The following is a 22,445-nucleotide window of genomic DNA, read 5'->3' as shown; positions in this document are numbered from 1 at the left end:
GCTGAGCGCACAAAGAAATTTGCGACCCCGCTATTTTGAATCAGGGCATTTCAACTACGTCATGTCAAACCCAGTTTTCTAGACCAAATCACTTCAACCTAAAAGTGTTCTAGCCGATCCAGCACATTTCCCCTCGCAACAACCGAGGCAAACTCCTCTGCAAGACGTTCACTCAAAGCCACAGACGTACGCCAATATTGCATCCGCTGCGCAGTGTCCAGTTGCTTAAAATCTTCACGGTCGGGGATTTTGCCAAAGGGCAATGAAGCGACAAATTCGGCCGATGGCGCCAACACTAGCGCATTGTGATAATTAGCGCGACCTTGGCGCCACTTCAAGGATTTATCGAACCATCCTGGGCTGATGGTCGGATAAAAATGCGGATACAACGTCAGCCCCTTAGCACGGGATAAAGGCAAATCAAAATGATAGTCGGTAATGCCGCCATCGTAATACTGCCCATCGGCAACGCCTTCAATTTGGGACACTGGGGCAAGCAACAAAGGAATCGACCCCGTAGCTAACATCACAGCATCGACATTAGCCTCAGTTAATTCGACCTGCTGACTGGGTAAATCGTTGAGTTGCAAAAAGGGAGAGGCTTCAGCTTGTTGGCTAAAGACCACACGTTCAAAATGCCAGCCTAAACTCCGACGGCTCACTAAGTTGGTCGCCGCCGTCATCGCCAGCCCCGCCGCAAGCGGAAGCTTTGCCGTTAAACGATTTAAATGTTTAGCACGGCACACGACGAAATGACTGTGAATATGAGCGTTATTAACGATTTCCCTGCCACCATTGCCCCCTAAAATGCCCTGCACTACGCCTTTAACTTGCGCACTGACTTCCTGCGGTGTTGGCATATTGTCGTAACGCTGACCAATATAAAAATCCTCTAAGCGGCCATAGGCTATGAGGGGATCTTGCTGCGCCAAACACGCTAAACGCCAAGCCCCAGAGGAAGCGCCTAATGTATATAAAGGTGTTTGCCTGTCTTTGAAAAATTCAGCAAACAAATACTTATCTAGCCCTGCGATACCAAGCCACTTAGGTCCACCAGAGGCGGCAAGCAACTGGGTAAAATGCTCAGCTTTAAGGCCTTGTTCTACCAAGGTGTTAAATGTAGTTGGTCCTGCAAGAAATCGTAACGCTGACAATTCTATGTACCTTAAAACCAATGCCATTAGAGCAAAATAAAATAGTAAACCACGAAGGTATACGTCAATAAACAATTCATATCATCGAGTTAACTCAGCCGCAATGTGCATGCGACAACCTGTATTGTGCCGTACGAAGCCTCAAAAGCACGCAGGTCGATAGGGAGGTTTTCATCAATATATTCAACTGCATTTTAAATATTATTTAGAACACTAGGCTCTGAGTTAGCACATTTACGTCTAAATATAACAATTGTTACAATGATAACCTTCTCGGCATCAGATTGTTATTTTATCTGCACACCTAAGTTCGAGTATTGGGTCGCAAACATCATTGAGAGGTTTTTATGCGTCTAGCCGTTATCGCATTGGCAGTGTCATCCACACTGGTTATTCCAGCAGTCCAAGCCGAAGAGCAACAAACAGGCTTCGAAAAAATCGAGATCATAGGCTCACGCATAGCACTACGCACGGCAACTGACAGTGTTGCCCCGGTCGATATCATTACTGCCGAACAACTCGAATCAACAGGTATGACGGAAACCGCTAAAGCGCTGCAATTTGCGGCGCCAAGCTATAGCTTTCCATTCTCCTCGGTGACTGACGGTTCAGATGCGGTGCGCCCCGCGAGCTTACGCGGCCTGTCGCCAGACCACACCTTAGTACTCGTAAATGGCAAGCGTCGCCATGGTTCTGCCCTAGTACATTTAAGCGGCACCATGGGAAAAGGCTCCTCTAACGTCGATTTAAATGCGATTCCAATGACAGCGATAAAACGCATTGAAATTCTCCGAGATGGAGCCTCGGCACAATACGGTTCAGATGCGATTGCTGGCGTGATTAACGTGGTACTCAAGGACAGCGATCAAGGGGGAAGCGTCTCGGCGCAAGCCGGACAAACCTACCAAGGTGACGGTGAGCAATGGCGTGTAGGCGTTAACCATGGGATCAGTTTAAGCAATGATGGCTTTGTGAATGTAGCCCTAGAAGCGCATCACAAAGACAGCACAAACCGCGCAGGATTGGACCCTCGTCAACAGTATGAAAAATTACCCGATGGCTCAGCCGAGCCCCGCGAAGCCACATTTAACCGTAAGAGCCACCACGTTGGTGATGCCGAATATGATAATGTCGGTTTATTTATCAATGCGGCTCAGCCTATATCTACCGACGGAAAACTGTATGCCTTTGGTGGTATTAGCCAACGTGAAACTAAATCGGGTGCTTTTTACCGTTTAGCTCTCGATGCCCGTAACTTACCCGAAGTGTATCCTGACGGTTTTTTACCGCAAATTAACCCCAAAATTATCGATTCATCTCTTACCCTAGGCTATGAATTCAACCTGAGTGACTGGGATATTGATGCCTCAGTGGGATATGGCAAGAATTCATTTAACTATAATATCGTCAATACCTTAAATGCTTCCTTAGGCCCTGAAACTCCTACCGAGTTCGACGCAGGAACGTTATCGACCCGTGAAGCCAATATCAATTTGGATATTTCCCGTTATTTTGCCTTTATAAACGATTCTGAAATTCTGTTTGCGACCGGTGTTTCATGGCGCCAAAACGGCTATGAAATTGAAGCCGGAGAAGAGGATTCATATATCAATGGTGGCTATAATGGCAAAGCGGCGGGTAGCCAAGGCTTCACCGGTTTTACCCCTGAGTCTGAGGTTGATGAAACGCGCGATAACACAGGCATTTATGCCGAACTTGAAAACCAATTAACCAACGAGTTTTACTGGGCGGCAGCGCTACGCTACGAAAACTACTCTGACTTTGGCGGCAACACGAGCTGGAAACTCGCGGGTCGTTACGATTTTACCGACAACTTAGCCCTGCGTGGCACTATCAATACAGGCTTTAGAGCGCCGAGCGTACAACAGCTGTACTTCAGCAATATCTCGACGTTATTTAATCCCGATCCAGTGACGGGGCAACTGGTTCCTATTGAATCAGGTACTTTCAACACCTTATCACCAGTAACAAAGGCACTTGGGATTAACGAGCTAGAACCTGAAATATCTCAATCATTTAGTCTCGGTCTTGTTTATACCAATAACGCTGGCCTCGCGGTAACGCTCGACACTTACCAAATAGAGATTGATGACCGCATCATTTTATCTGGCGCTCTAAGACCCGCTGATAGCCCCGCGGTTGCGACCGCACTAGCAGGTACCAATGCTGATTCAGCACGCTTCTTCGTCAATGCCGTCGATAGCCGAACTCGCGGGGTCGATCTTGTTGTTAGCCAAGACTTTGATATTGGCACTTGGGGCGATTTACGGGCGAACTTAGCCTATGCCTATAATAAAACAGAGATCCAAGACATCAATCTACCCTCTATTTTAGGCGGATTAGACAAGAAACTCTTTGATGGTATAGAAAGAACCCGCATGACGTCTGCTACGCCGCATAACACGGGTAGCATTGGGCTGACCCATGAACTCGGGGATTTTAAAACCAATATCCGCTTAAACTACTTTGGTGACTACAGTGAAGGTTATTCAACGGGTGATGTGAACTATAGCGATCAGTGGGTGATGGATCTGTCGGTAAGATACGCCGCCACTGATGCGCTAAGCTTTACCGCTGGGGTGCAAAACTTGTTTGATATGTATCCAGAAAAACGACCAGATAACAATAACTTCAATGGTATCTTCGTATACCCATTAACCAATACCCCCTTTGGCTTTAATGGTGGCTACTACTTCTTAGAAGCCAAATACACTTACTAAACTCGTTTTAGCTAAGTTTAATAATACTTGATGTAGAAACAGGTCATTCAATGGCCTGTTTTTTATGCCGACATGTTTAGACCTGCTTCCAATCGACAAAGCTTATGTCCTAACTGTGGTGATCGGATTATAATCTTTACCATTCGCCCATTTCACTTCCACCATGTCGAGTAGCCGATGATCGTCGATACCTTAAAAAACCGCCATATTTATCAATCCTTAAGCCCTCGGCTTGCGACTGCATTAGAACATCTAGCGACGACCGACTTTAGTCAGCTACCAGTAGGCAATTATCCCCTCGATGGCGACAATATTTTTGTGATAGTGAATGACTATCAAACCAAGCATAAGTCAACAGAACCCTTTGAAGTTCATCAAAAATATATCGATGTGCAATATGTTTTCAGCGGTGAAGAAGAGTTTGGTTACTTGCCACTAGCGGAGCAAACACCCTCGAAACCCTATTTTGAAAAACACGATTACGCCGAGTTTGATTACGAGGCAAACCAAGCCAATGCCTCTTATATCAAACTCAAAGCAGGCATGTTTGCGTTATTTTTCCCCGGTGACATGCATATGCCCGGCACAGGCGATATCGCCACGGCGGTGCGTAAAGTCGTGATAAAAGTGAAGATCTAAACCTTAAGCCATCTTTGTCGAACCTGAGCGTTCGATTTTTAGAGAAATAGCAACTGAAGAGCGCAGTGATATGCGCTTTGGCTATTTCCGATTAAAGCCAAATATTGCTAAAATTGTCACAAATTTAAAGGAGAGTCCCTGAAATGCCCATTTACGTTGTCGGTCACAAGATCCCCGATTCAGATTCAATCTGCGGTGCTATCGCGTTAGCCTATTTAAAAAACCAAATCGGTGAAGAAGCCATTGCCGCACGTTTAGGTGAATTGTCACCCGAAACTGCTTTTATTTTGGAACGTTTCGGCTTCGAAGCACCGGAATACAAAACCAGCTACGCTGGCGAGCAAGTGTATATCGTTGACCATTCAGAACTGACTCAAGCACCGGATGATATCGCCCAAGCGACTATCGTCGGGATTGTCGATCACCACAAGCTAGGCGATCTGACCACAGATACCCCGTTAGAATGCTGGATCCGCCCAGTAGGTTGCAGCAACACAGTGATCAAGATGATGTTCGACTTTTACCAAGTCGCTATCCCTAAAAATATCGCTGGCATCATGATGTGCGCCATTTTGAGCGATACCGTGATTTTCAAATCACCCACTTGCACCACTGCCGACATTCGCTGCGTTGAAGCATTAGCTGAGATCGCCGGCGTTGAAGATTTCAAAGAACTGGGCATGGAAATGTTCAAAGTGAAATCCGCCGTACAAGGCACACCAGCACGCGACCTCGTTATGCGTGACTTTAAAGACTTCAACATGAACGGTAACTTGGTCGGTATCGGCCAGTTAGAAGTGATCGACCTGTCAGTATTTGACGATATCAAGGCCGAGCTAGAAGCCGATATCAAAGCGCTCAAAGTGGAAGGTAACCGCCACAGCGTTTTATTGCTGCTGACTGACATCATGAAAGAAGGTTCAGAGTTGTTGATTGTGTCTGACGATGCGCAGCTGACCCAACGTGCCTACGGTAAAGATACCGTCGATGGCAAAGTGTGGTTAGACGGCGTATTAAGCCGTAAGAAACAAGTAGTACCACAGCTACAAGCGGCATTCGCATAGTCGTTTTATCGTCGCGACAGTACTGACATTAAGGCCGAACTGAGTTCGGCCTTTTTTATATTTCAGGTAAAAGCTAATAACCCCTGCGTTACACTTATTCACCGCCGCTAACTAAAACTGGCATGAAACTTTGCTCATAAATCTATCCAACCAGAGAAATTGGCGAGTATGATGGCCCAATCATCCCATTGATTGAAGCACTTTCATCTATGCCAGAAGCGCTACAACATATCATCACCGAACTCACGCCTTGGCTGCAGCAATATGGTTATGTTCTGCTATTTGTCGCTATTGCTATCGAGGGTTTTGGCATTCCGGCGCCAGGACAATCCTTATTAATTGTCGCCAGTTTATTAGCCGCTACAGGGCAAATGTCACTGCCATTGGTATTAATCGTTGCAGCTTGCGCTGCACTCTGCGGTAACAGTTTGGGATATTTTATCGGTTGGCACTTTGGTGATGTGTTGCTTAAGAAGGGCTGGATAAAACCGCAATTAGAAGAAAAAATTCATGGCGTTATCGGCCAATATGGCATTGCCGCTTTAGTGCTGAGTCGTTTTGTTGAGGGATTAAAACAATTTATGTTTATCGGCTGCGGTCTCGCTAAAATGCCATTAAAACAATTTGTGATTGGCAATGCTCTCGCCACCAGCATTTGGGTAGCACTCTTTGGATTAGGCCCAGTGTTAATCCGCGATGAAATCGCTCCCATGCTGGCGTTTTACCACCAGCATAAGTACCCCACATGGGCCATGGTCAGCCTAATACTCGCCGCGCTAATCACCTACACTTGGCGCAGGTGGCAAACCAAAAATCCGCAGTAAGCGATTTGGCTTTGTTTGCAACTTGAAATGGTTAAGTTAACGTTAGCCACATACTAATTGCGTTTGTTGCTTACAGGTATTTTGAGATTGCTCCGTCGACTCATCACCTATACAAAAATCTAACCTTATGGTTCTTTTTTCAGAAGTTATTACGTTCGTAGCGGAAGCGGGGACCCAGTTCCATTTTTTTAAGATCTGACTTGAGTATTTTCCCAGTGATTTTTGAGGGACAGATTTAACGACTTCGATATTTTCGGCCTTACCCGACTCTGAAATATCAAAAGACATGACAGCGCAACCAACAATGCCCGAGCGAGCGAGTTCCATTGGATATTGAGGAGCACTTTTATTTTCACGCTCCCAAATAAAATCACTCTTTGGTTTTATATCTGTAACTTGCACATCCGCGTACACATTATGACTTTTTGCAAAACTATAGTTTGATACCGCAAAAATAACCAAAGCGGATAAAATTGAACACTTCATATACACTCCATTGTTTTATGAATTAAAATAATGCCTTATCACTAATTATTTTTTGATTAACAACCACTAACACTGACAGTACTTAAGTTGTAAATAACATCAATATACCTGATACTTATTCACTCAAACCAATAACTCTAAATAAATAGTAAGCCAATATTGATTTCGGTTTATAAAATAACCTACCGAAATTAACACGCCATCGCAAGACTTAACGATGCATGTCAAAATATTTATTTGTATTTTTATGAGTAAAATAAATTTACTCATTAACCACTTTATTAAAAAAAGCGCTTTCGCATTGTTTGGAACACACATTAAAAGCACTTCCAAAACAAGGTTAAGCTATTTAGCATGCCATCACTTTATACTTTCAGTCTCAACCTTAAGTTGAGGCTTCGCGCCGTCGTTTGGCTTAGCATCAGGCTTTGATTCCGGCGCTTTAATTGGTGCGGGTGGCGCCTCAGTCGCAGCAGGCTTATCTTGTTCCTGTGATACGTTTGGCTCCTGCAATGGTGCATTAACCTTAGGTGTCGGTGAACTCTGCTCTTCAGGTAAAGGCTCGACAATAATCACTGGCTCTTGTGGCACAGGCGTTTCACCTTCGGTAGATGTTGCAGCTTCTGACTCTGGTGCTAAGGTGCCGAGATCTTGGTTTGCAGGGCTTTCCACCGCATGTTTAGGTAATTGATTTCGATATAAATCAATCATACGCATCACCTCAGACAAGGCTTTACCATGCTCTGGAGTGAGAATGCCATTGTGCCCAGAGACGATTTCGTCAGACACGGCCAGTACCCATACGGCTTGCATATTGGCATCGGGGCAGGTTTGCACGGTACGACGAGCCTGCAGGCGAGCACGAATTTTCCAGCCCGATTGAGGCAGCGTCATCATACAGCCAGGGATTTGATCGTGCGCCATCAAGGCCGAAGGCATCTTCATTGGCGTAGTGCAATTGCCACCAGAGCATTTGTCAATATCGTGGGTAATCGCCCAAGAGTTCCCGACAGCGCGCTCGCCGTCCTTGATGTAATTGAAGGCTTCTTTCACTGCAAAATCCCCCTTCGATTGCAACACCACCATACTCGGTTTTTGTCTATCTAAGCTCACCAACGTATCTAATGGCTGATACTCTTTAGCAGGTACGGCGGGATTTAACAGTAAGAATAAATTAGGATTATCCTGCTGATTATCAATGGCGGCTTTGATGCGATCTTTACTCGCATGCAAAACAACAGCACCGCCAAGACTATGGCCAATCACAGTGTAACGCAGCAGTTTATGCTGTGTGACTAAGCTATCAAGCTTATCCAGCAGTTGTGATAGACCTAACTGCCCGATACGTTTAGCAACCCGTTTACGCTGTAAAATAGTGGGAAAATCTAAGGGTTCAATCCAACTTTTTGCATCATCTGAGCCATCGATCCAAAAAGGATCATATTTATCGCCCCGCCAGCCAATATACAAACCCAACAAGTTACGCTGGGTATCGGACGCGGCCATTTGCTGATAAAACTGCTCAAAGGCAATAAAGTTTTCATCCTTAGGCTCGGCGCTATGATGCCAGCCATGGACAAAAATCAATAATTCAGGGATCTGTGCAGGCTCTGGGTGTAAAATTCGCGTCTCTAAACCTTGCCATTGCCTTTCGTCGTGGGGCTGACCTTTATCATTAAACTCAATCACATGAAAATTTTGCTTAGCGATATCAGGGCCGGGGATGTGGTAAGCCCGATCTGGAATAAAAGGAAGTAGGACACAAAGTAATAACAACATTAAAAACAGTAACTTGTACTGAGTAAACTTTTTCAGGCTCATTTATAACAACATAATTAACGGCCAGGCTAGGCCAAAATAGACGTGCTGAAAGGGACTAACAGCAAAATTGACGAAATTATACGCTAACGCCATTAACCCATCTAGTGCCTAAGTTGCTTTTCATCTAAACAGCAATGCTGTTTAACGCCAAGTATCGGGAAGCGTGACTTGGCTCCATAACTCTTGGCACAGCGGCTGACTATTGTGCCAGTCGCCGCCGTTAATCCATTTAACCAGCGTATCCCCCACCTTTGGATATGCAATTGGATTAGGCGATGCCGTTTTAAGCCAGCGCTTAACTATGTTCACATCGAGACTCATCATGCTATCTGCAGCCGCTAAAAGTTGTAACGCCGCCACATTCGATAACTGCTCAAACTGGCCAATCAGTGGTTTGACTAAGAGTTTTTTACCTAAGGTTAATGCTTCGCTGGCAAGCTCAAAGCCCGCATTGCCTATCACACCACCGCAGCTGGCAAGATGTTGCTTAAACCCCTCACGATTAAAACCGTGCCATTTAATGTGCTCAGCAACTTGGCCTTTAGGTTGTTGGCTGTGATATACCAAAAACTGATAATCACTAAAGTGAGACAGAAAATGAGCAATCATATCCGCATCTTCAAAAGGCAAATAAACTAAAATCTGATGCGTGTGTTCGAATGGGCTGGCATCCACTTCGACAAAAGGCGGCAAAATAGGGAAGCCAAAATGATGCCAATGACACCCCAGCGCCACATCCACTGGAGCAAAATAATTGAGCAGCATCTCATTAAACCAAGTGCTACCGAGTTTTGGCACCGGATGAGTTAACGCTGCCTGATGGCTAATCCCAATGGATGGCACGCCTTGGCGCCGCGCAGCCCAAGCCGACACAGGTTCAAAGTCGTTGAGTACTAAATCGTAGCAACTGAGATCTAAGGCTTTAATATCTTTAAATAACGACAAGGACAAATTTTGCCGGACAGTTTGTGGCACATTAACGCGCCCAGAGTGCGTCGCAAACGTCATTCCCGCTTGAACGCGATAATCACCAAAGCACTCCATATCGAAAAACTGATCAGACTTACGCCCCGAAAATAGAAAGTCCACTTCAATATCTTGTTTCATCAATGCTTTAGCCATGACGCGTGCACGACTTAAGTGGCCATTCCCTGTGCCTTGAACTCCGTAGAGTATTCGCATTACGTATCCTTAAACTGATGAGTGAAGGAGAATTCCCACTAATGAAATGATTAACAGGCGCATATTTGAATTAAATCACTGGATGAACCAGCAATACCGACCCAATCCCCAATGAGGCTCCCGCCAGAATATCTAAGGGATAATGCACGCCAAGTGCAATACGTGAGCCCCCTATGCTAAAAGCCCATAAATACGCAACAGGAGCTGCCGCTGGATAGATTTGCGCCACGCTCGTTGCCATCACAAAGGCCGCGGCTGTATGACCAGACGGTAAGCTGAAGCGATCCGATGGTTCAAAACCACTCTCAAATCCCACTAATGAATGGCATGGCCGTATGCGACGAATACTATTTTTCAATAGTAAATACAGAGGTAACTCAACCAAAAAACTCGCTAACATCAAATTAAATAGAGCCTGTCCTTGAGCGTGCGTCAGCATCAAACCCACAGACAAATATAAATACACATGCCCATCGCCACTCGCTGATACCCGCTTTGCATGGGCATATAAACCATGGTGCTGGGTGAAGCTCACGATATGGCAAAACATTCGCTTATCTAAGTCTGCAACGTAACTCAACATAAAACAGGCTCCTTGCTGGCATACCAGCGAGTTTTACTGCGATGTTAATCTGTGCATTCTCTCGACGACGCTTAGAGTGCTGAGTCTGAAACCAACCGACTCACCAAGGCTCTATTCACGATTGAATTCGTTATTGACTGCTCACGGCTAATTTACTGTTTGCTAATAGTTAAACCTAAATCACATTAGCTAAAGCACTATTAGATAGCTTGAGACTAAGAAAGACCTGTGACGGCTAAGTGACATCTGCTCGAAGGTTTTATGACAAGAAGCATGGCTGAGGTTTTGATCTAGAAGGATTCTAGGGACGTTATGCTGGGGCTAAGGGATTTATTTAGGAATAGCGATAGGACTGAGACAGGATATTGTGTTGCTCTAAACGTTAATCTCAAGAGCAACACAATCCAATAAAACTTAGGCTGCGGCGGGAGTATTTGCCTTAGCACGGTAAATTTTTGTTAAATGGTAAATATTAATACAAGCAACAAACGCATTCATGCCGGCCACAGGCCAAGCAGAAATAAACACCCCATAAACCACAAACAGAGTGCATCCTACAAAATTCAACCATCGCAACCAAATGATATTCTTCATCATTAGAGAGATCGCCACCATTATAGAGGCAAAATAACCAATAATTTCAATCGTATTTACAGCTTCCATAGGCACCTCTCGAAGGCCCTCTACCGTCCATAAGCGTAACGGGGGGTCCATGCCCCTAAAGCAAATTAAGTTAAGTAAGTTAATTTAAACTTGGGATATAATACCAAAGCGCGCAACAGAGTTGTAATAAAAAACCGTTATTTAATGACCAATATCAAGTTTTACCGAATAAATTCTATAGTGTGACGAAAATTTACTACAGATGTGTTAACAGCCAAGTGGCAACAATACCGTGATTGATAACACTTTTCTTTTCAAGAATCCCTTTTATACTGGCGTAAACTCGCTAAACTGTACGCAACGCGGATCAATAGGAGTGTAAATATGGAATACAACACCTCAGAACTATGTGACATGTACTTAGATGTCGTAGATGTAGTCGAGCCCATGTTCAGTAACTACGGTGGTTGTAGCTCTTTTGGCGGTTCTATTAGCACCATCAAGTGCTTTGAAGACAACGGCCTAATTACCGAAGTCCTACAAGAGGATGGCCAAGGTAAAGTCTTACTCATTGATGGCGGTGGCTCATTACGCCGTGCGCTGATCGATGGCGCTATCGCTGAACTTGCGGTTAGCAACAACTGGGAAGGCATTATCGTTTACGGTTCTGTACGCGATGTGGATGCATTGGAAGAATTAGACATTGGTATTCAAGCCCTTGCCTCAATTCCAGTGGGTGCTGATGGCAATTCAGTGGGCGAAGTGGAAATTCCAGTCAATTTTGGCGGTGTGACTTTCTTACCCGGCGATCACATTTATGCTGATAACACAGGTGTAATTTTATCACCTGAACCACTCGACATTGAGTAATCTCACTGTTCAGTCAAGAAAGCCAGCTAAGCTGGCTTTTTTATTCACTATTTTCAGCGCTTCCCCATTGAATCCTCGCCCTACTCTGGCCACAATAGCTCGACTCTGGCCGAATAAGAATATCAATCTATGCCTGAATTTATCCCCTTTACCCATACCGATATCGCCTCACTCGTCAGCCCAAGAACTGGCGAAACTAAGCTAGGCCAATGCGTCCATCTGGCCAATCACGAACACACGTTAGAGACCATACTTGCGACTGCAAAAGCCCACGGTGCATACTTTGCCATTATCGGCGTTGGCGAAGATATAGGCCCACGTGCCAATTTAGGCCGCGGCGGTGCAACCGATGCGTTCACAACCAGTATGCGCCAATGGCTCAATTTACAATCGAATCGTTTTCTTTCTGGCGCCGAATGCCTAGTGTTAGGCCAAGTGAACACCACCGATCTGCAGCAACAAACTACGAACAATACAACAGATAACACTAACGTCACCCTAGATGAATTACGTGATGCGGTGGAGCAACTCGATGAGCGCGTTATCCGTGTCGTCAGTGCGATTTTAAAAGCGGGTTTAGAACCCATACTCATCGGCGGCGGCCACAACAATGCCTATGGTTTGTTGATGGCAACCTACGGCCACTACCAACGCCAAGTCGCCGCGGTGAATCTCGATCCTCATTCGGATTTTCGTCTGCTCGAAGGTCGTCACAGCGGCAATGGTTTTAGTTATGCAGCCGACCGCGGCGCCTTAGGTTGCTACCATGTACTGGGTTTACACGAGTTAAAAAACAGCGAAGCAAACCTAAGCCAACTCAGCGAATTTGGGGGAACTTGGCATAGCTTGCAACAAATTTGGATTCGCCGTGAAATCAGCCTTAGCCAAGCTTTACTTGAAATCGCCGCCAAACTAAATGACACAGGTTTACCCGTAGGATTAGAACTTGACGTAGATGCTATCGCTAAAATGCCCAGTAGCGCTTCAACCGCTGCAGGTGTGCCATTGCTCGATGCGGCGCATTATGTCAGCTATATCGCCCGCCACTGCCCATGCGCTTATTTGCATTTAGCCGAGGCTGCACCAAGTTGCCACGAAGCGGGAATTGAAGCCGGATTCAGGGATGTAGGCCAAAGCCTAAGCGAGCTTATCTACGCTTATGTGCAGGCTCGCATGCAATTTTTGGCACAATGAATATAACCAGTTGCACCCAACTGGGCGCTAAGCTATTCACCAAATCCTGATATTGTGGTCTAATGCCTGTCCATTTTACGTGGTCGCTAAGCACTTAATCCTACGACTGTTCAGGAGTGCCTCAAGCTAAGGCATTGCAGTTAGTTTACTAGCTCGATCACAGAGTGATAGATCAAAGATTCAGCAAATGCAGGCGATGGCTTACACTCGCAACTAATACATTGCAAAACAATAGGAACACATTGATGTCTGAGGGCGAATCTAAAAGTACCCACTTTGGTTACAAAACCGTAGAGGCCGATAAAAAGGCTGAACTCGTTGCCGGCGTGTTTCATTCTGTTGCCGCTAAGTACGACATAATGAACGATGTGATGTCCTTCGGCATTCACCGTTTTTGGAAACGTTACACCATTGAAGTCTCTGGCGCCCGCCCTGGCATGAAAGTGCTCGATTTGGCCGGCGGTACAGGCGACTTAACCGCAAAATTCTCTCATTTAGTGGGCGATAAAGGTGAAGTGGTTTTAGCTGACATTAACGATTCCATGTTAAAAGTCGGGCGCACTAAGTTGCGCGACAAGGGCATAGTCAACAATGTCAGTTATGTGCAAGCCAACGCCGAAGCATTGCCGTTTCCCGATAACCACTTCGACATCATTACCATCGCCTTTGGTCTGCGTAACGTGACCGATAAAGATGCGGCGCTGCGTTCAATGAATCGCGTACTTAAGCCCGGTGGCAAGTTATTAGTGCTGGAGTTCTCTAAGCCTCAGCATGAAATCATGCGTAAAGTGTATGATTTATATAGCTTCAAAGTCTTACCTAAGATGGGCGAGCTCATCACTAAAGATGCCGACAGCTACGAGTATCTGGCTGAATCGATCCGCATGCACCCAGATCAAGACACATTAAAACAAATGATGGTTGATGCAGGCTTTGAACAAGTCGACTACACCAACATGACCGACGGCATTGTCGCATTGCACCGTGGTTATAAATTCTAATGATGCCGCAAGAAGTTGTGCTGCTTGCCTGCGCCGCAATTGAAACGGGTCTGAAAAAACTTCAGGCCCAAGCGGGCGACGATTATTCGCGCCAGCGCCAGTTGCATGGCAAAGTGTTTCGTATCCAATTATCGCAGCTCAGCTGGCCATTCTATTTAGTGTTTGCCAAAGAGATCCAAGTACTGAGCCGCTATGAAGGCGATGTCGATGTCAGTCTACATGCCGATGCGACGACGCTTTATCGCGTATCCGAAGGCGTAAACCTGACTGAACTAATCAAGCAAGATAAACTCAAGCTTGAGGGCGATCTCAATTTATTACAAAGCTTTAGCCAATATCTACGCAGTATCGAGTTTGACTTTGCCGAGCCAGTTTCCCGTTATTTAGGTGATGGCCCCACTCACAAACTCATCTGTTCTAGCCATCAGGCAAAAGACTTTGCACTCGAAGTGTTGCGTAAAACCCGCTCCCACTTAGGGCAACTCGCAGTTGAAGAGTATCGCCTCGCACCGCACCCAATTGAGTTAATGCACTTTCGCGATCAAATGGATGATTTAGTTGCCGACACTCGCGCGATTGAACAACGGATTGCCCAATTAAGAGACCAAATTAAGCCATGACCTTTGCCAGTATCCGCCGCGGTTACCACGTCATCAAGACCTTACTTCAGTACGGGTTAGATGACGTATTGCCGCCAAAGATGACACCTTGGTACTTTAAGCTCGCCCGTAACAGCCTATTCTGGATCCGCAATAAGCATAAAAATAAGCCCGGTGGCGAACGCTTAAAACTGGCGATGCAGGAACTCGGTCCCGTTTATATCAAGCTTGGGCAAATGCTCTCAACCCGCCGCGATTTACTCAGCGATGAATGGGCCAGTGAATTGGCCATGCTACAGGACAAGGTGCCGCCCTTTGATGGTACACTTGCCCGCCAAGCGATTGAAGCTGAGCTAAAAGCGCCGATTGAATCCCTATTCGATGACTTTAATGAAACACCACTGGCCTCAGCCTCTATTTCTCAGGTGCATACCGCGACCCTCAAATCTAACGGCAAAGACGTCGTACTTAAGGTGCTACGCCCGAATGTAGAAGCCAAGATTCAAGCCGATCTGCAGTTGATGTCGCAAACGGCCAAACTGATTGAATACCTCCTCGGTGAAGGTAACCGCCTGCGCCCTGCTGAAGTGATCGAAGATTACCGCGTGACCATTTTAGGCGAGTTAAACCTTAAGCTCGAAGCCTTAAACGCAGTCAAGCTACGCAACAACTTCCTCAACTCAGATGCGCTCTATGTGCCTTATGTGTATGAAGAGTTTTGCTATCCACGCCTGATGGTGATGGAACGTATTTACGGTATTTCTGTCTCGGATATTGCCGCCCTTAAAGCGCAAGGTACCAACTTTAAGTTATTGGCCGAGCGGGGTGTTGAACTATTTTTTACCCAAGTATTCCGCGATAACTTTTTCCACGCCGACATGCATCCGGGCAATATCTTTATTTCCCGCGATCATCCTGAGAACCCATACTACATTGGGCTCGACTGCGGCATCATGGGCACACTCAGCGAAGTCGATAAGCGCTATCTCGCCGAAAATTTCCTCGCCTTCTTTAATCGCGATTATCATAGAATCGCCCAGCTCTATATTGAGTCTGGCTGGGTATCGGAAAAAACCGATCTACAAGCTTTCGAACAGGCCATCAAAGTGGTGTGTGAACCTATGTTCAACAAGCCGCTCGACGAGATCTCCTTTGGTCATGTGTTGCTGGAATTATTCCGCACTGCGCGCCACTTTGATATCGTGGTGCAACCGCAATTGGTATTGTTGGAAAAAACCTTACTCTACATCGAAGGTTTAGGCCGTCAGCTGTATCCGCAGTTGGATTTATGGCAAACCGCCAAACCCTTTTTAGAGCAGTGGATGGCCGACCAAGTCGGTCCTAAAGCTATGTTTAAAAAGGTATCCACAAAACTGCCATATTGGGCTGATAAACTACCTGAATTCCCTGAACTAATTTACGATAATCTTAAGTTAGGCAGGAAATTGCTGAGTTCTCAGCAACAAATGCTAGATAAGTATTTGAAATATCAGCAGCAGGCACACAAGAGTAACTACTTGCTTATCACTTCTGCCGTTTTATTGATCTGTGGCACGTTATTGATTAATAGAGACGCTACACTATGGACCCCTTATGTTTGTCTAATTTCAGGCATGATATTGTGGTTTGTAGGATGGCGATCTAGGCCAAAGAATCGCAAATTTTAGCTAGCACTAATTAATCAGAGGTTCATAATAGAACCGATATCAATTAAGAGGATACCTTCATGGGTGGTATTAGTATTTGGCAACTGCTTATCGTTGCGTTAATCGTTGTCTTGTTGTTTGGAACTAAGAAATTACGCTCTTTGGGTGGTGATTTAGGTGGTGCGGTTAAAGGCTTCAAAAACGCCATGTCTTCAGAAGAAGACAAGAAGGCATTAGAAGACACCGAAGCGGCTAAAACAGCGCAAACAACTCAACAGGCGACTGAAAAGAAACCTGAGTCTAACAAAGAACAGGCGTAACTCTTTATGTTTGACGGTATCGGCTTTATGGAGCTGCTGCTGATCGGTGTTTTGGGGCTAGTGGTTCTTGGCCCCGAACGTCTACCGGTTGCGGTGCGTTCGGTAACGAGTTGGATCCGTGCGATGAAACGCATGGCGAACTCGGTAAAAGAAGAGCTTGAGCAGGAGCTGAAGATCGAGCAGTTGCATGCCGATCTTAAAAAAGCCGAGAGCAAAGGTTTATCTAACCTCTCACCTGAACTCAAAGAGTCTATTGAGCAACTAAAGCAAGCGGCACAGTCAGTGAACCGCCCTTATCAGGTTCAGGATCCATCAAAAGACACCCCTGCGCCTGAGAATCAAATTCACACTCCTGCTCAAGTGAATCCAGTTCAAGCTAGCCAAACTAATCCAACAGCCACTGTAGAGGCGAGTCAAACATCGGCTTCTTCCGCTACTTCAAGTGAGCCATCTCAGGGCGTGGATACCAGTTCTAACCCGAAAGCCAACGGATAATTCATGTCGCAACAGCAGCCACTTATCAGCCATTTGCTTGAACTTAGGTCCAAGCTGCTAAAATCCATTGCCAGTGTGTTATTAGTGTTCATTTGTAGTGTGTACTGGGCAAATGATATCTACCACTACATGGCAATACCTTTAATGCAGTCTTTACCTCTTGGTGGCAGCATGATTGCGACGGATGTCGCTGCACCATTTTTTGCACCTTTCAAACTAACCCTCGTTTTATCATTTTTTGTGGCAGTGCCCTACGTGTTATTTCAAATTTGGTCCTTCGTGGCACCGGGTTTATATAAACATGAAAAACGCTTAGTGATGCCACTGCTATTCAGCAGTACCTTATTGTTTTATCTCGGCATTGCATTTGCTTATTATCTTGTATTCCCTGTTGTTTTTGGTTTTTTTGCTAACAATGCGCCAGAGGGAGTTCAAGTTGCGACAGATATTACCAGTTACCTTAACTTTATTCTGAAGCTGTTCTTTGCCTTTGGTCTATCCTTTGAAATCCCCATTGCCGTTGTTTTACTCTGCTGGTCAGGTGTCACTACACCTGAAGATCTCAAGCAAAAACGTCCTTATATCATAGTGGGCGCCTTTGTCGTCGGCATGCTATTAACCCCACCAGATGTGATTTCCCAGACTATGCTTGCTGTACCAATGCTGTTATTGTTCGAAGGCGGTTTATTAGCGGCTCGTTTCTACAGCAAACCAGATGACGAGTCAGACGAAGATACTGAACAAACAAACGACTAACGTCCTCGAAGGCGTTAGGGGAATAATATAATAAGGAACATTCTCATGCGCTTAACCCTTATCACGGCAGCGATCATGCTTGTATCTGTCCAAGCAAATGCCAGCATTGAACAACAGTTAACCCAATGTGCAGCAACCTCCGATAAACTCGACCGCTTGATTTGCTATGACAAGCTAGCAGAAAGCGTAAAAGCTGACACCATTAGCACTCAAGCGATACCGGCTACAGTAGCAATAGTTGCAGTCCCTACGACTGCAGCAGCGATAGTGGCAACCGCCCCCCAAGCACCAGCGGCAAAAATTGCCGATAACTTTGGGATGGAAGCCAAGCGTGTTCAAGAAAATACTGTCGATAAGATTTATTTAGAGATTCAATCTATAGCCGAAGATGCCTACGGAGACATTAAAGTGACTTTCACTAACGGTCAGGTATGGAAACAAACTGATGGCCGTAAGTACAATGTTAAGCAAGGTGAAACTGTCTATATTGAAAAAGCCGCTTTAGGTTCTTTTTTAATGGGTACCGATGATCGCAATGCCAAGGTACGGGTAAAACGCCTAAAATAATGCCCTCATACATAGATATCGCTGTCAATTTACTTGGCAGCGCACTCGAACAAGATACTGTATCGATAATACAAGCAGCGGCGGACCAAGGGGTTTCGCCGTTAATTGTTATTGGCAGCGATTTAACTGAAAGTGCGGCAGCTATTGCTGTATGCGAGCAATATCCTAACCAACTTTATTGCACTGCTGGTGTACATCCCCACCATGCCAGTGGTTGGCATGCCGACTCAAACGCTCAACAAGCTGAACTCTGTCACGCACCGCAAGTGGTTGCCGTTGGCGAATGTGGTTTAGACTACAATCGTGATTTCTCCCCGAGACCTATCCAGCGCCAAGCTTTTATCGCGCAACTGGAATTGGCGATTGAACTTCAAATGCCCGTACTGATGCACGAACGCGATGCCCACGAAGACTTTATCGCAATCCTGCGTGAATATCGCCCCCAGCTTAATGGTGCGCTTTTACATTGTTTCACAGGCACTCACGCACAGATGGAAGCCTATATTGACCTCGATTTACACTTAGGCATAACAGGTTGGGTCTGTGATGAAAGACGCGGCCAAGAACTAGCGCAACTCGTCCCCTTTATTCCGCAGAATCGCATTTTAATCGAGACAGATAGCCCTTACCTACTCCCCCGTAGTATGCGACCTAAGCCTAAATCGAGCAAAAACAAGCCCGAATACCTTCCTTATATCGCAAATTATATTGCAAACCTACGCGGAGAGGATGCGGATGAGTTTGCAAAACGTTGCTACCAAAATAGCTTAGCGTTTTTTAATTTGGATCGAATCCATGCTTAACAAAAACATGCCACTCATATTCTTGATGTGGCTATGGATATGCCCAACACAGGCCTTGGCAACCCTATTGAGCATTGACGAGTCAACCACGACGCCTTTAAACCTTACGCCTTGGTTAATGGTCAGCCACCCTACACCAGCAAAAGAACTGGCCGAAATACAAGCTTTGCCAAAAACTGATTGGCATAACTTTACCAATAAAGACATTCAAAAACTCAGCGGCCATGATTTTTGGCTCAGTTTCAGCTTAACCAGCCCTGACGAAACACTTTCGTGCATTTTAGCGCTAGATAACCCTTTGTTAGACAAGGTAACTATCTACCATTTAGTCAATAATAAACTCATGAATACTGTGCTGATGGGTGATATATTCCCCTATGAGGATCGACCATTCTTGAGTAATATTTTCCTATATCCTTTCAAGATCAACACAGATGACTCCCATACTTTCTATCTGCATATTCAAACTGAAGGTAGTGCTGCAGTACCATTAAACCTATGGTCTTCTAATGACTTAGCTCAAATTGCCGAATCTACCGCCGTTGAGCATGGATTCCAACTCGGTGTACTTGCCGCAATCGGCATTTTTAGTCTTTTTATCGCCATAGCATCGGGCTCATTCAGCTACAGCTATTACTCTGGCTATGTACTTAGCATGACCTTACTCGTCGCCACGATTAACGGTTTTGCCTTCCGATTCCTCTGGCCAGACTGGCCGCTATTACAGCAAGTTATGGTGCCGTTTTTACTGCCAATCGTTATGGCATTTGCGTTAATGTTTACTGAAAAAATATTACAGCTCAAATATTTAAACCGCCGTATGTTACTCACTTGTCGCTATAGTGCTGTGTATATTCTATGTGTGGGACTTACCACACCTTTCATCCAATATGGTACAGCGTTATATATTGAGATCATTTCAGTTGCAGTGCTCAGCCTAGTCCTGATGGTCTTTGCCATTACTCAGGCTATCAATGGCCATAAACTGGCACGTATGTACACTATTGGCTGGGTGAGTATGCTGACAGGCGCTTGCATCAGTAGCTTGCTATATCTCAGCGTGATTGACCTCAATTTAAAACCGCAAACCCCTGTCATGCTCGGCCTGACATTTGAAATCATCTTTATGTCTCTGGTGCTCGCCATCCGCTATAACGATGAGCGCAAAGCTAAACTACGTATCCAGCAAGAAGCCTTAAAGCAAGCACAGAAAATTCGTAGTGCGCGGGAAGAAGCCCTAAAAGCGGAAGCCGAGAGCAATGAGAAACTCGAACAAATGGTGCAAGAGCGTACTTTAGAACTGGAAATCACCCTCAGAGAATTGCATGAGGTGAATCAAAAGCTCACCGAACAAAGCACTATCGACAGTTTAACTGGGGTCAAAAACCGCAGTGCCTTTGATAAACGTTTAATCGCTGAAAGCCGGATCAGTCGCAGGCAAGAAACACCCATAGCACTGTTAATGCTTGATATTGATCGCTTCAAGCTGATCAACGACAGATTCGGTCATCTTGCAGGCGATCAAGCATTACGTACAATAGCTCAAACATTACAGCAGCATTTAAAACGGCCAACGGATCTAGTGTCACGTTTTGGGGGGGAGGAATTTGCTATCATCCTTCCTAATACAACTGCAGAAGGCGCACTCCAAGTTGCTGAAACAATAAGAGACGCTGTTGCCTCTATTCATTTTGAATGGGAAGGTGAAGCGATACCTTTGACTATCAGTATCGGAGTCAGTGCCGATATAGTGACCCACGATCAACACAGTACTAAATTACTAGAACAAGCAGATAAAGCCCTCTACCAAGCAAAAAACGGTGGGCGTAATCAAGTCAGCTTGTATTTATCGGATCAAGCAAGACCAGTACATAATTAGGAGTCAAATGTGAATATCATTACCAGTGCCTTCCCTCAGCGTAGAATGCGCCGCATGCGTAAACATGATTTTAGCCGTCGCCTCATGGCCGAAAATCATCTAACGGTCAATGACTTGATTTACCCAATGTTTATTCTAGAAGGCACTAATCGCAGTGAGAAAATAGCCTCTATGCCCGGTGTTGAACGCTACTCGATAGACTTGCTACTGAAAGAAGCTGAAGAACTGGTTGAGTTAGGTATCCCATTGATCGCACTTTTCCCTGTGACACCTGCAGAGAAAAAAACATTAATGGCAGAAGAAGCCTATAACGCAGATGCCCTAGTGCAACGTGCAGTACGCGAGCTCAAAAAAGCCTTTCCACAGCTAGGCATCATGACTGACGTGGCACTAGATCCTTTCACCACTCACGGTCAAGACGGCATCATAGACGAAACGGGCTATATCCTTAACGATATCACCACCGAGATTTTAGTGAAGCAAGCACTGTCACACGCCGATGCTGGAGCTGACATCATTGCACCATCGGACATGATGGATGGCCGCATTGGCGCGATTCGCCAAGCATTAGAAGCGGCAGGCCACGTCAACACCCAAATCATGGCTTACTCGGCAAAATACTCTTCAAACTACTACGGCCCATTCCGTGATGCCGTAGGCTCAGCGGGTAACCTCAAAGGTGGCAATAAGCATAGCTATCAAATGGATCCAGCGAACAGTGACGAAGCTTTGCATGAAGTCGCACTCGATATCCAAGAAGGAGCCGATATGGTGATGGTTAAGCCAGGTATGCCGTATTTAGATATAGTGCATCGCGTTAAAACTGAACTTGCAGTGCCAACATTCGCCTATCAAGTCAGTGGTGAATACGCCATGCATATGGCTGCAATCCAGAATGGATGGTTAGCCGAAAAGGCCATCGTCATGGAGTCCCTACTCTGCTTTAAACGCGCAGGCGCAGACGGTATTTTAACTTACTTCGCTAAACGTGCTGCCCAGTGGCTTAAAAAAGAAGCTTAAGCAACCTAATGCGAAACTAATGCAAAAGCACCACCTCAAAGCAGCCTTCTGGCTGCTTTTTTTATCGATGAATAGTGAAAAAATCTGGAAGTAAAACTTGTGTATTGAGGGGAAGAAAAGACTCGTCAACAAAGCTAATAGCAATACTTACAGTCGGCAGCATTGCTATTAGTGCAAATAATGTTACAGATTATAAAA

At 45.5% G+C, this 22,445-nt stretch carries 22 protein-coding genes; 16 read left to right on the top strand and 6 right to left on the bottom strand.

Annotation, left to right across the window (positions count from 1 at the left end; translation table 11 throughout):
• Positions 1–98: 98 nt before the first annotated feature.
• Positions 99–1,154: an alpha/beta hydrolase gene (locus AAA952_RS10915; RefSeq protein WP_338256965.1), complete on the bottom strand. Its 1,056-nt coding sequence runs from the start codon at positions 1,152–1,154 to the stop codon at positions 99–101.
• A 347-nt stretch (positions 1,155–1,501) separates the two neighbouring features.
• On the opposite strand from AAA952_RS10915, the gene AAA952_RS10910 reads away from it, so the two are divergent.
• The 4 genes from AAA952_RS10910 to AAA952_RS10895 all read left to right on the top strand — a co-directional run bounded on the left by AAA952_RS10910 (position 1,502) and on the right by AAA952_RS10895 (position 6,422).
• Complete coding sequence (locus AAA952_RS10910) at positions 1,502–3,895, top strand: TonB-dependent receptor plug domain-containing protein (RefSeq protein ID WP_338256964.1); 2,394 nt, start codon at positions 1,502–1,504, stop codon at positions 3,893–3,895.
• A gap of 177 nt (positions 3,896–4,072) precedes the next feature.
• Positions 4,073–4,534, top strand: a complete 462-nt coding sequence (locus tag AAA952_RS10905; protein WP_105251222.1) for a YhcH/YjgK/YiaL family protein — start codon at positions 4,073–4,075, stop codon at positions 4,532–4,534.
• A 143-nt stretch (positions 4,535–4,677) separates the two neighbouring features.
• Positions 4,678–5,598, top strand: coding sequence for a manganese-dependent inorganic pyrophosphatase (locus AAA952_RS10900; protein ID WP_173496421.1), 921 nt, complete (start codon positions 4,678–4,680; stop codon positions 5,596–5,598).
• 209 nt (positions 5,599–5,807) lie between these two features.
• Positions 5,808–6,422, top strand: coding sequence for a DedA family protein (locus AAA952_RS10895; RefSeq protein WP_338256961.1), 615 nt, complete (start codon positions 5,808–5,810; stop codon positions 6,420–6,422).
• Between the two features lie 42 nt (positions 6,423–6,464).
• On the opposite strand, the gene AAA952_RS10890 is transcribed toward AAA952_RS10895, so the two are convergent.
• The 5 genes from AAA952_RS10890 to AAA952_RS10870 all read right to left on the bottom strand — a co-directional run bounded on the left by AAA952_RS10890 (position 6,465) and on the right by AAA952_RS10870 (position 11,157).
• A complete protein-coding gene (locus AAA952_RS10890; protein ID WP_338256959.1) occupies positions 6,465–6,908 on the bottom strand; it encodes an energy transducer TonB in 444 nt (147 codons plus the stop codon).
• Between the two features lie 360 nt (positions 6,909–7,268).
• Complete coding sequence (locus AAA952_RS10885) at positions 7,269–8,729, bottom strand: thioesterase (protein ID WP_338256957.1); 1,461 nt, start codon at positions 8,727–8,729, stop codon at positions 7,269–7,271.
• A 141-nt stretch (positions 8,730–8,870) separates the two neighbouring features.
• The gene (locus AAA952_RS10880; RefSeq protein ID WP_263196615.1) at positions 8,871–9,911 is read right to left on the bottom strand and encodes an MJ1255/VC2487 family glycosyltransferase; all 1,041 of its coding nucleotides are present in this window, start codon (positions 9,909–9,911) and stop codon (positions 8,871–8,873) included.
• A 70-nt stretch (positions 9,912–9,981) separates the two neighbouring features.
• Entirely contained in the window at positions 9,982–10,494 is a 513-nt protein-coding gene (locus tag AAA952_RS10875; protein ID WP_263170146.1) for a phosphatase PAP2 family protein, read from the bottom strand.
• Positions 10,495–10,908: 414 nt separating this feature from the next.
• The gene (locus tag AAA952_RS10870; protein WP_113940145.1) at positions 10,909–11,157 is read right to left on the bottom strand and encodes a YgjV family protein; all 249 of its coding nucleotides are present in this window, start codon (positions 11,155–11,157) and stop codon (positions 10,909–10,911) included.
• Between the two features lie 324 nt (positions 11,158–11,481).
• On the opposite strand from AAA952_RS10870, the gene rraA reads away from it, so the two are divergent.
• From rraA to hemB, 12 genes are all read left to right on the top strand, one after another.
• Positions 11,482–11,967 carry a ribonuclease E activity regulator RraA gene (rraA, locus tag AAA952_RS10865; protein WP_105251214.1) on the top strand — a complete coding sequence of 162 codons (486 nt, stop codon included), beginning with the start codon at positions 11,482–11,484 and terminating at the stop codon, positions 11,965–11,967.
• A 129-nt stretch (positions 11,968–12,096) separates the two neighbouring features.
• On the top strand, positions 12,097–13,161 hold the full coding sequence (locus AAA952_RS10860) for a formimidoylglutamase (RefSeq protein ID WP_338256949.1): 1,065 nt from the start codon (positions 12,097–12,099) through the stop codon (positions 13,159–13,161).
• A gap of 245 nt (positions 13,162–13,406) precedes the next feature.
• A complete protein-coding gene (gene ubiE / locus AAA952_RS10855; RefSeq protein WP_006083326.1) occupies positions 13,407–14,162 on the top strand; it encodes a bifunctional demethylmenaquinone methyltransferase/2-methoxy-6-polyprenyl-1,4-benzoquinol methylase UbiE in 756 nt (251 codons plus the stop codon).
• A complete protein-coding gene (locus tag AAA952_RS10850) occupies positions 14,162–14,782 on the top strand; it encodes a ubiquinone biosynthesis accessory factor UbiJ (protein WP_338256947.1) in 621 nt (206 codons plus the stop codon). Before ubiE ends, AAA952_RS10850 begins: the two co-directional genes overlap by 1 nt.
• Positions 14,779–16,428 carry a ubiquinone biosynthesis regulatory protein kinase UbiB gene (gene ubiB, locus AAA952_RS10845; protein WP_263206934.1) on the top strand — a complete coding sequence of 550 codons (1,650 nt, stop codon included), beginning with the start codon at positions 14,779–14,781 and terminating at the stop codon, positions 16,426–16,428. Before AAA952_RS10850 ends, ubiB begins: the two co-directional genes overlap by 4 nt.
• Positions 16,429–16,487: 59 nt before the next feature.
• Positions 16,488–16,727, top strand: coding sequence for a Sec-independent protein translocase subunit TatA (gene tatA, locus AAA952_RS10840; RefSeq protein ID WP_006083329.1), 240 nt, complete (start codon positions 16,488–16,490; stop codon positions 16,725–16,727).
• Between the two features lie 6 nt (positions 16,728–16,733).
• Positions 16,734–17,222, top strand: coding sequence for a Sec-independent protein translocase protein TatB (gene tatB, locus AAA952_RS10835; RefSeq protein ID WP_263206937.1), 489 nt, complete (start codon positions 16,734–16,736; stop codon positions 17,220–17,222).
• 3 nt (positions 17,223–17,225) lie between these two features.
• The gene (gene tatC / locus AAA952_RS10830) at positions 17,226–17,978 is read left to right on the top strand and encodes a twin-arginine translocase subunit TatC (RefSeq protein WP_113940134.1); all 753 of its coding nucleotides are present in this window, start codon (positions 17,226–17,228) and stop codon (positions 17,976–17,978) included.
• Between the two features lie 45 nt (positions 17,979–18,023).
• Entirely contained in the window at positions 18,024–18,545 is a 522-nt protein-coding gene (locus AAA952_RS10825) for a hypothetical protein (protein WP_338256936.1), read from the top strand.
• Positions 18,545–19,348, top strand: a complete 804-nt coding sequence (locus AAA952_RS10820) for a TatD family hydrolase (protein ID WP_338256934.1) — start codon at positions 18,545–18,547, stop codon at positions 19,346–19,348. Before AAA952_RS10825 ends, AAA952_RS10820 begins: the two co-directional genes overlap by 1 nt.
• The gene (locus AAA952_RS10815; RefSeq protein WP_338256932.1) at positions 19,341–21,227 is read left to right on the top strand and encodes a sensor domain-containing diguanylate cyclase; all 1,887 of its coding nucleotides are present in this window, start codon (positions 19,341–19,343) and stop codon (positions 21,225–21,227) included. Before AAA952_RS10820 ends, AAA952_RS10815 begins: the two co-directional genes overlap by 8 nt.
• Positions 21,228–21,236: 9 nt before the next feature.
• Positions 21,237–22,247 carry a porphobilinogen synthase gene (gene hemB, locus AAA952_RS10810; RefSeq protein ID WP_198573018.1) on the top strand — a complete coding sequence of 337 codons (1,011 nt, stop codon included), beginning with the start codon at positions 21,237–21,239 and terminating at the stop codon, positions 22,245–22,247.
• Positions 22,248–22,445: the final 198 nt, after the last annotated feature.

This window comes from Shewanella sp. M-Br, from assembly GCF_036245925.1.
Classification (GTDB): Bacteria; Pseudomonadota; Gammaproteobacteria; order Enterobacterales; family Shewanellaceae; genus Shewanella; species Shewanella oncorhynchi.
This window is presented reverse-complemented; position numbering and strand designations above follow the sequence as displayed.

Coding starts and splice junctions, on each gene's coding strand:
- tatC (WP_113940134.1), top strand. CDS start 17,226: ATGTCGCAACAGCAGCCACTTATCAGCCATTTGCTTGAACTTAGGTCC.
- AAA952_RS10820 (WP_338256934.1), top strand. CDS start 18,545: ATGCCCTCATACATAGATATCGCTGTCAATTTACTTGGCAGCGCACTC.
- AAA952_RS10885 (WP_338256957.1), bottom strand. CDS start 8,729: ATGAGCCTGAAAAAGTTTACTCAGTACAAGTTACTGTTTTTAATGTTG.
- AAA952_RS10870 (WP_113940145.1), bottom strand. CDS start 11,157: ATGGAAGCTGTAAATACGATTGAAATTATTGGTTATTTTGCCTCTATA.
- AAA952_RS10890 (WP_338256959.1), bottom strand. CDS start 6,908: ATGAAGTGTTCAATTTTATCCGCTTTGGTTATTTTTGCGGTATCAAAC.
- ubiE (WP_006083326.1), top strand. CDS start 13,407: ATGTCTGAGGGCGAATCTAAAAGTACCCACTTTGGTTACAAAACCGTA.
- AAA952_RS10900 (WP_173496421.1), top strand. CDS start 4,678: ATGCCCATTTACGTTGTCGGTCACAAGATCCCCGATTCAGATTCAATC.
- AAA952_RS10860 (WP_338256949.1), top strand. CDS start 12,097: ATGCCTGAATTTATCCCCTTTACCCATACCGATATCGCCTCACTCGTC.
- AAA952_RS10850 (WP_338256947.1), top strand. CDS start 14,162: ATGATGCCGCAAGAAGTTGTGCTGCTTGCCTGCGCCGCAATTGAAACG.
- AAA952_RS10880 (WP_263196615.1), bottom strand. CDS start 9,911: ATGCGAATACTCTACGGAGTTCAAGGCACAGGGAATGGCCACTTAAGT.
- AAA952_RS10815 (WP_338256932.1), top strand. CDS start 19,341: ATGCTTAACAAAAACATGCCACTCATATTCTTGATGTGGCTATGGATA.
- AAA952_RS10875 (WP_263170146.1), bottom strand. CDS start 10,494: ATGTTGAGTTACGTTGCAGACTTAGATAAGCGAATGTTTTGCCATATC.
- AAA952_RS10825 (WP_338256936.1), top strand. CDS start 18,024: ATGCGCTTAACCCTTATCACGGCAGCGATCATGCTTGTATCTGTCCAA.
- AAA952_RS10905 (WP_105251222.1), top strand. CDS start 4,073: ATGATCGTCGATACCTTAAAAAACCGCCATATTTATCAATCCTTAAGC.
- AAA952_RS10895 (WP_338256961.1), top strand. CDS start 5,808: ATGCCAGAAGCGCTACAACATATCATCACCGAACTCACGCCTTGGCTG.
- rraA (WP_105251214.1), top strand. CDS start 11,482: ATGGAATACAACACCTCAGAACTATGTGACATGTACTTAGATGTCGTA.
- tatB (WP_263206937.1), top strand. CDS start 16,734: ATGTTTGACGGTATCGGCTTTATGGAGCTGCTGCTGATCGGTGTTTTG.
- ubiB (WP_263206934.1), top strand. CDS start 14,779: ATGACCTTTGCCAGTATCCGCCGCGGTTACCACGTCATCAAGACCTTA.
- AAA952_RS10910 (WP_338256964.1), top strand. CDS start 1,502: ATGCGTCTAGCCGTTATCGCATTGGCAGTGTCATCCACACTGGTTATT.
- tatA (WP_006083329.1), top strand. CDS start 16,488: ATGGGTGGTATTAGTATTTGGCAACTGCTTATCGTTGCGTTAATCGTT.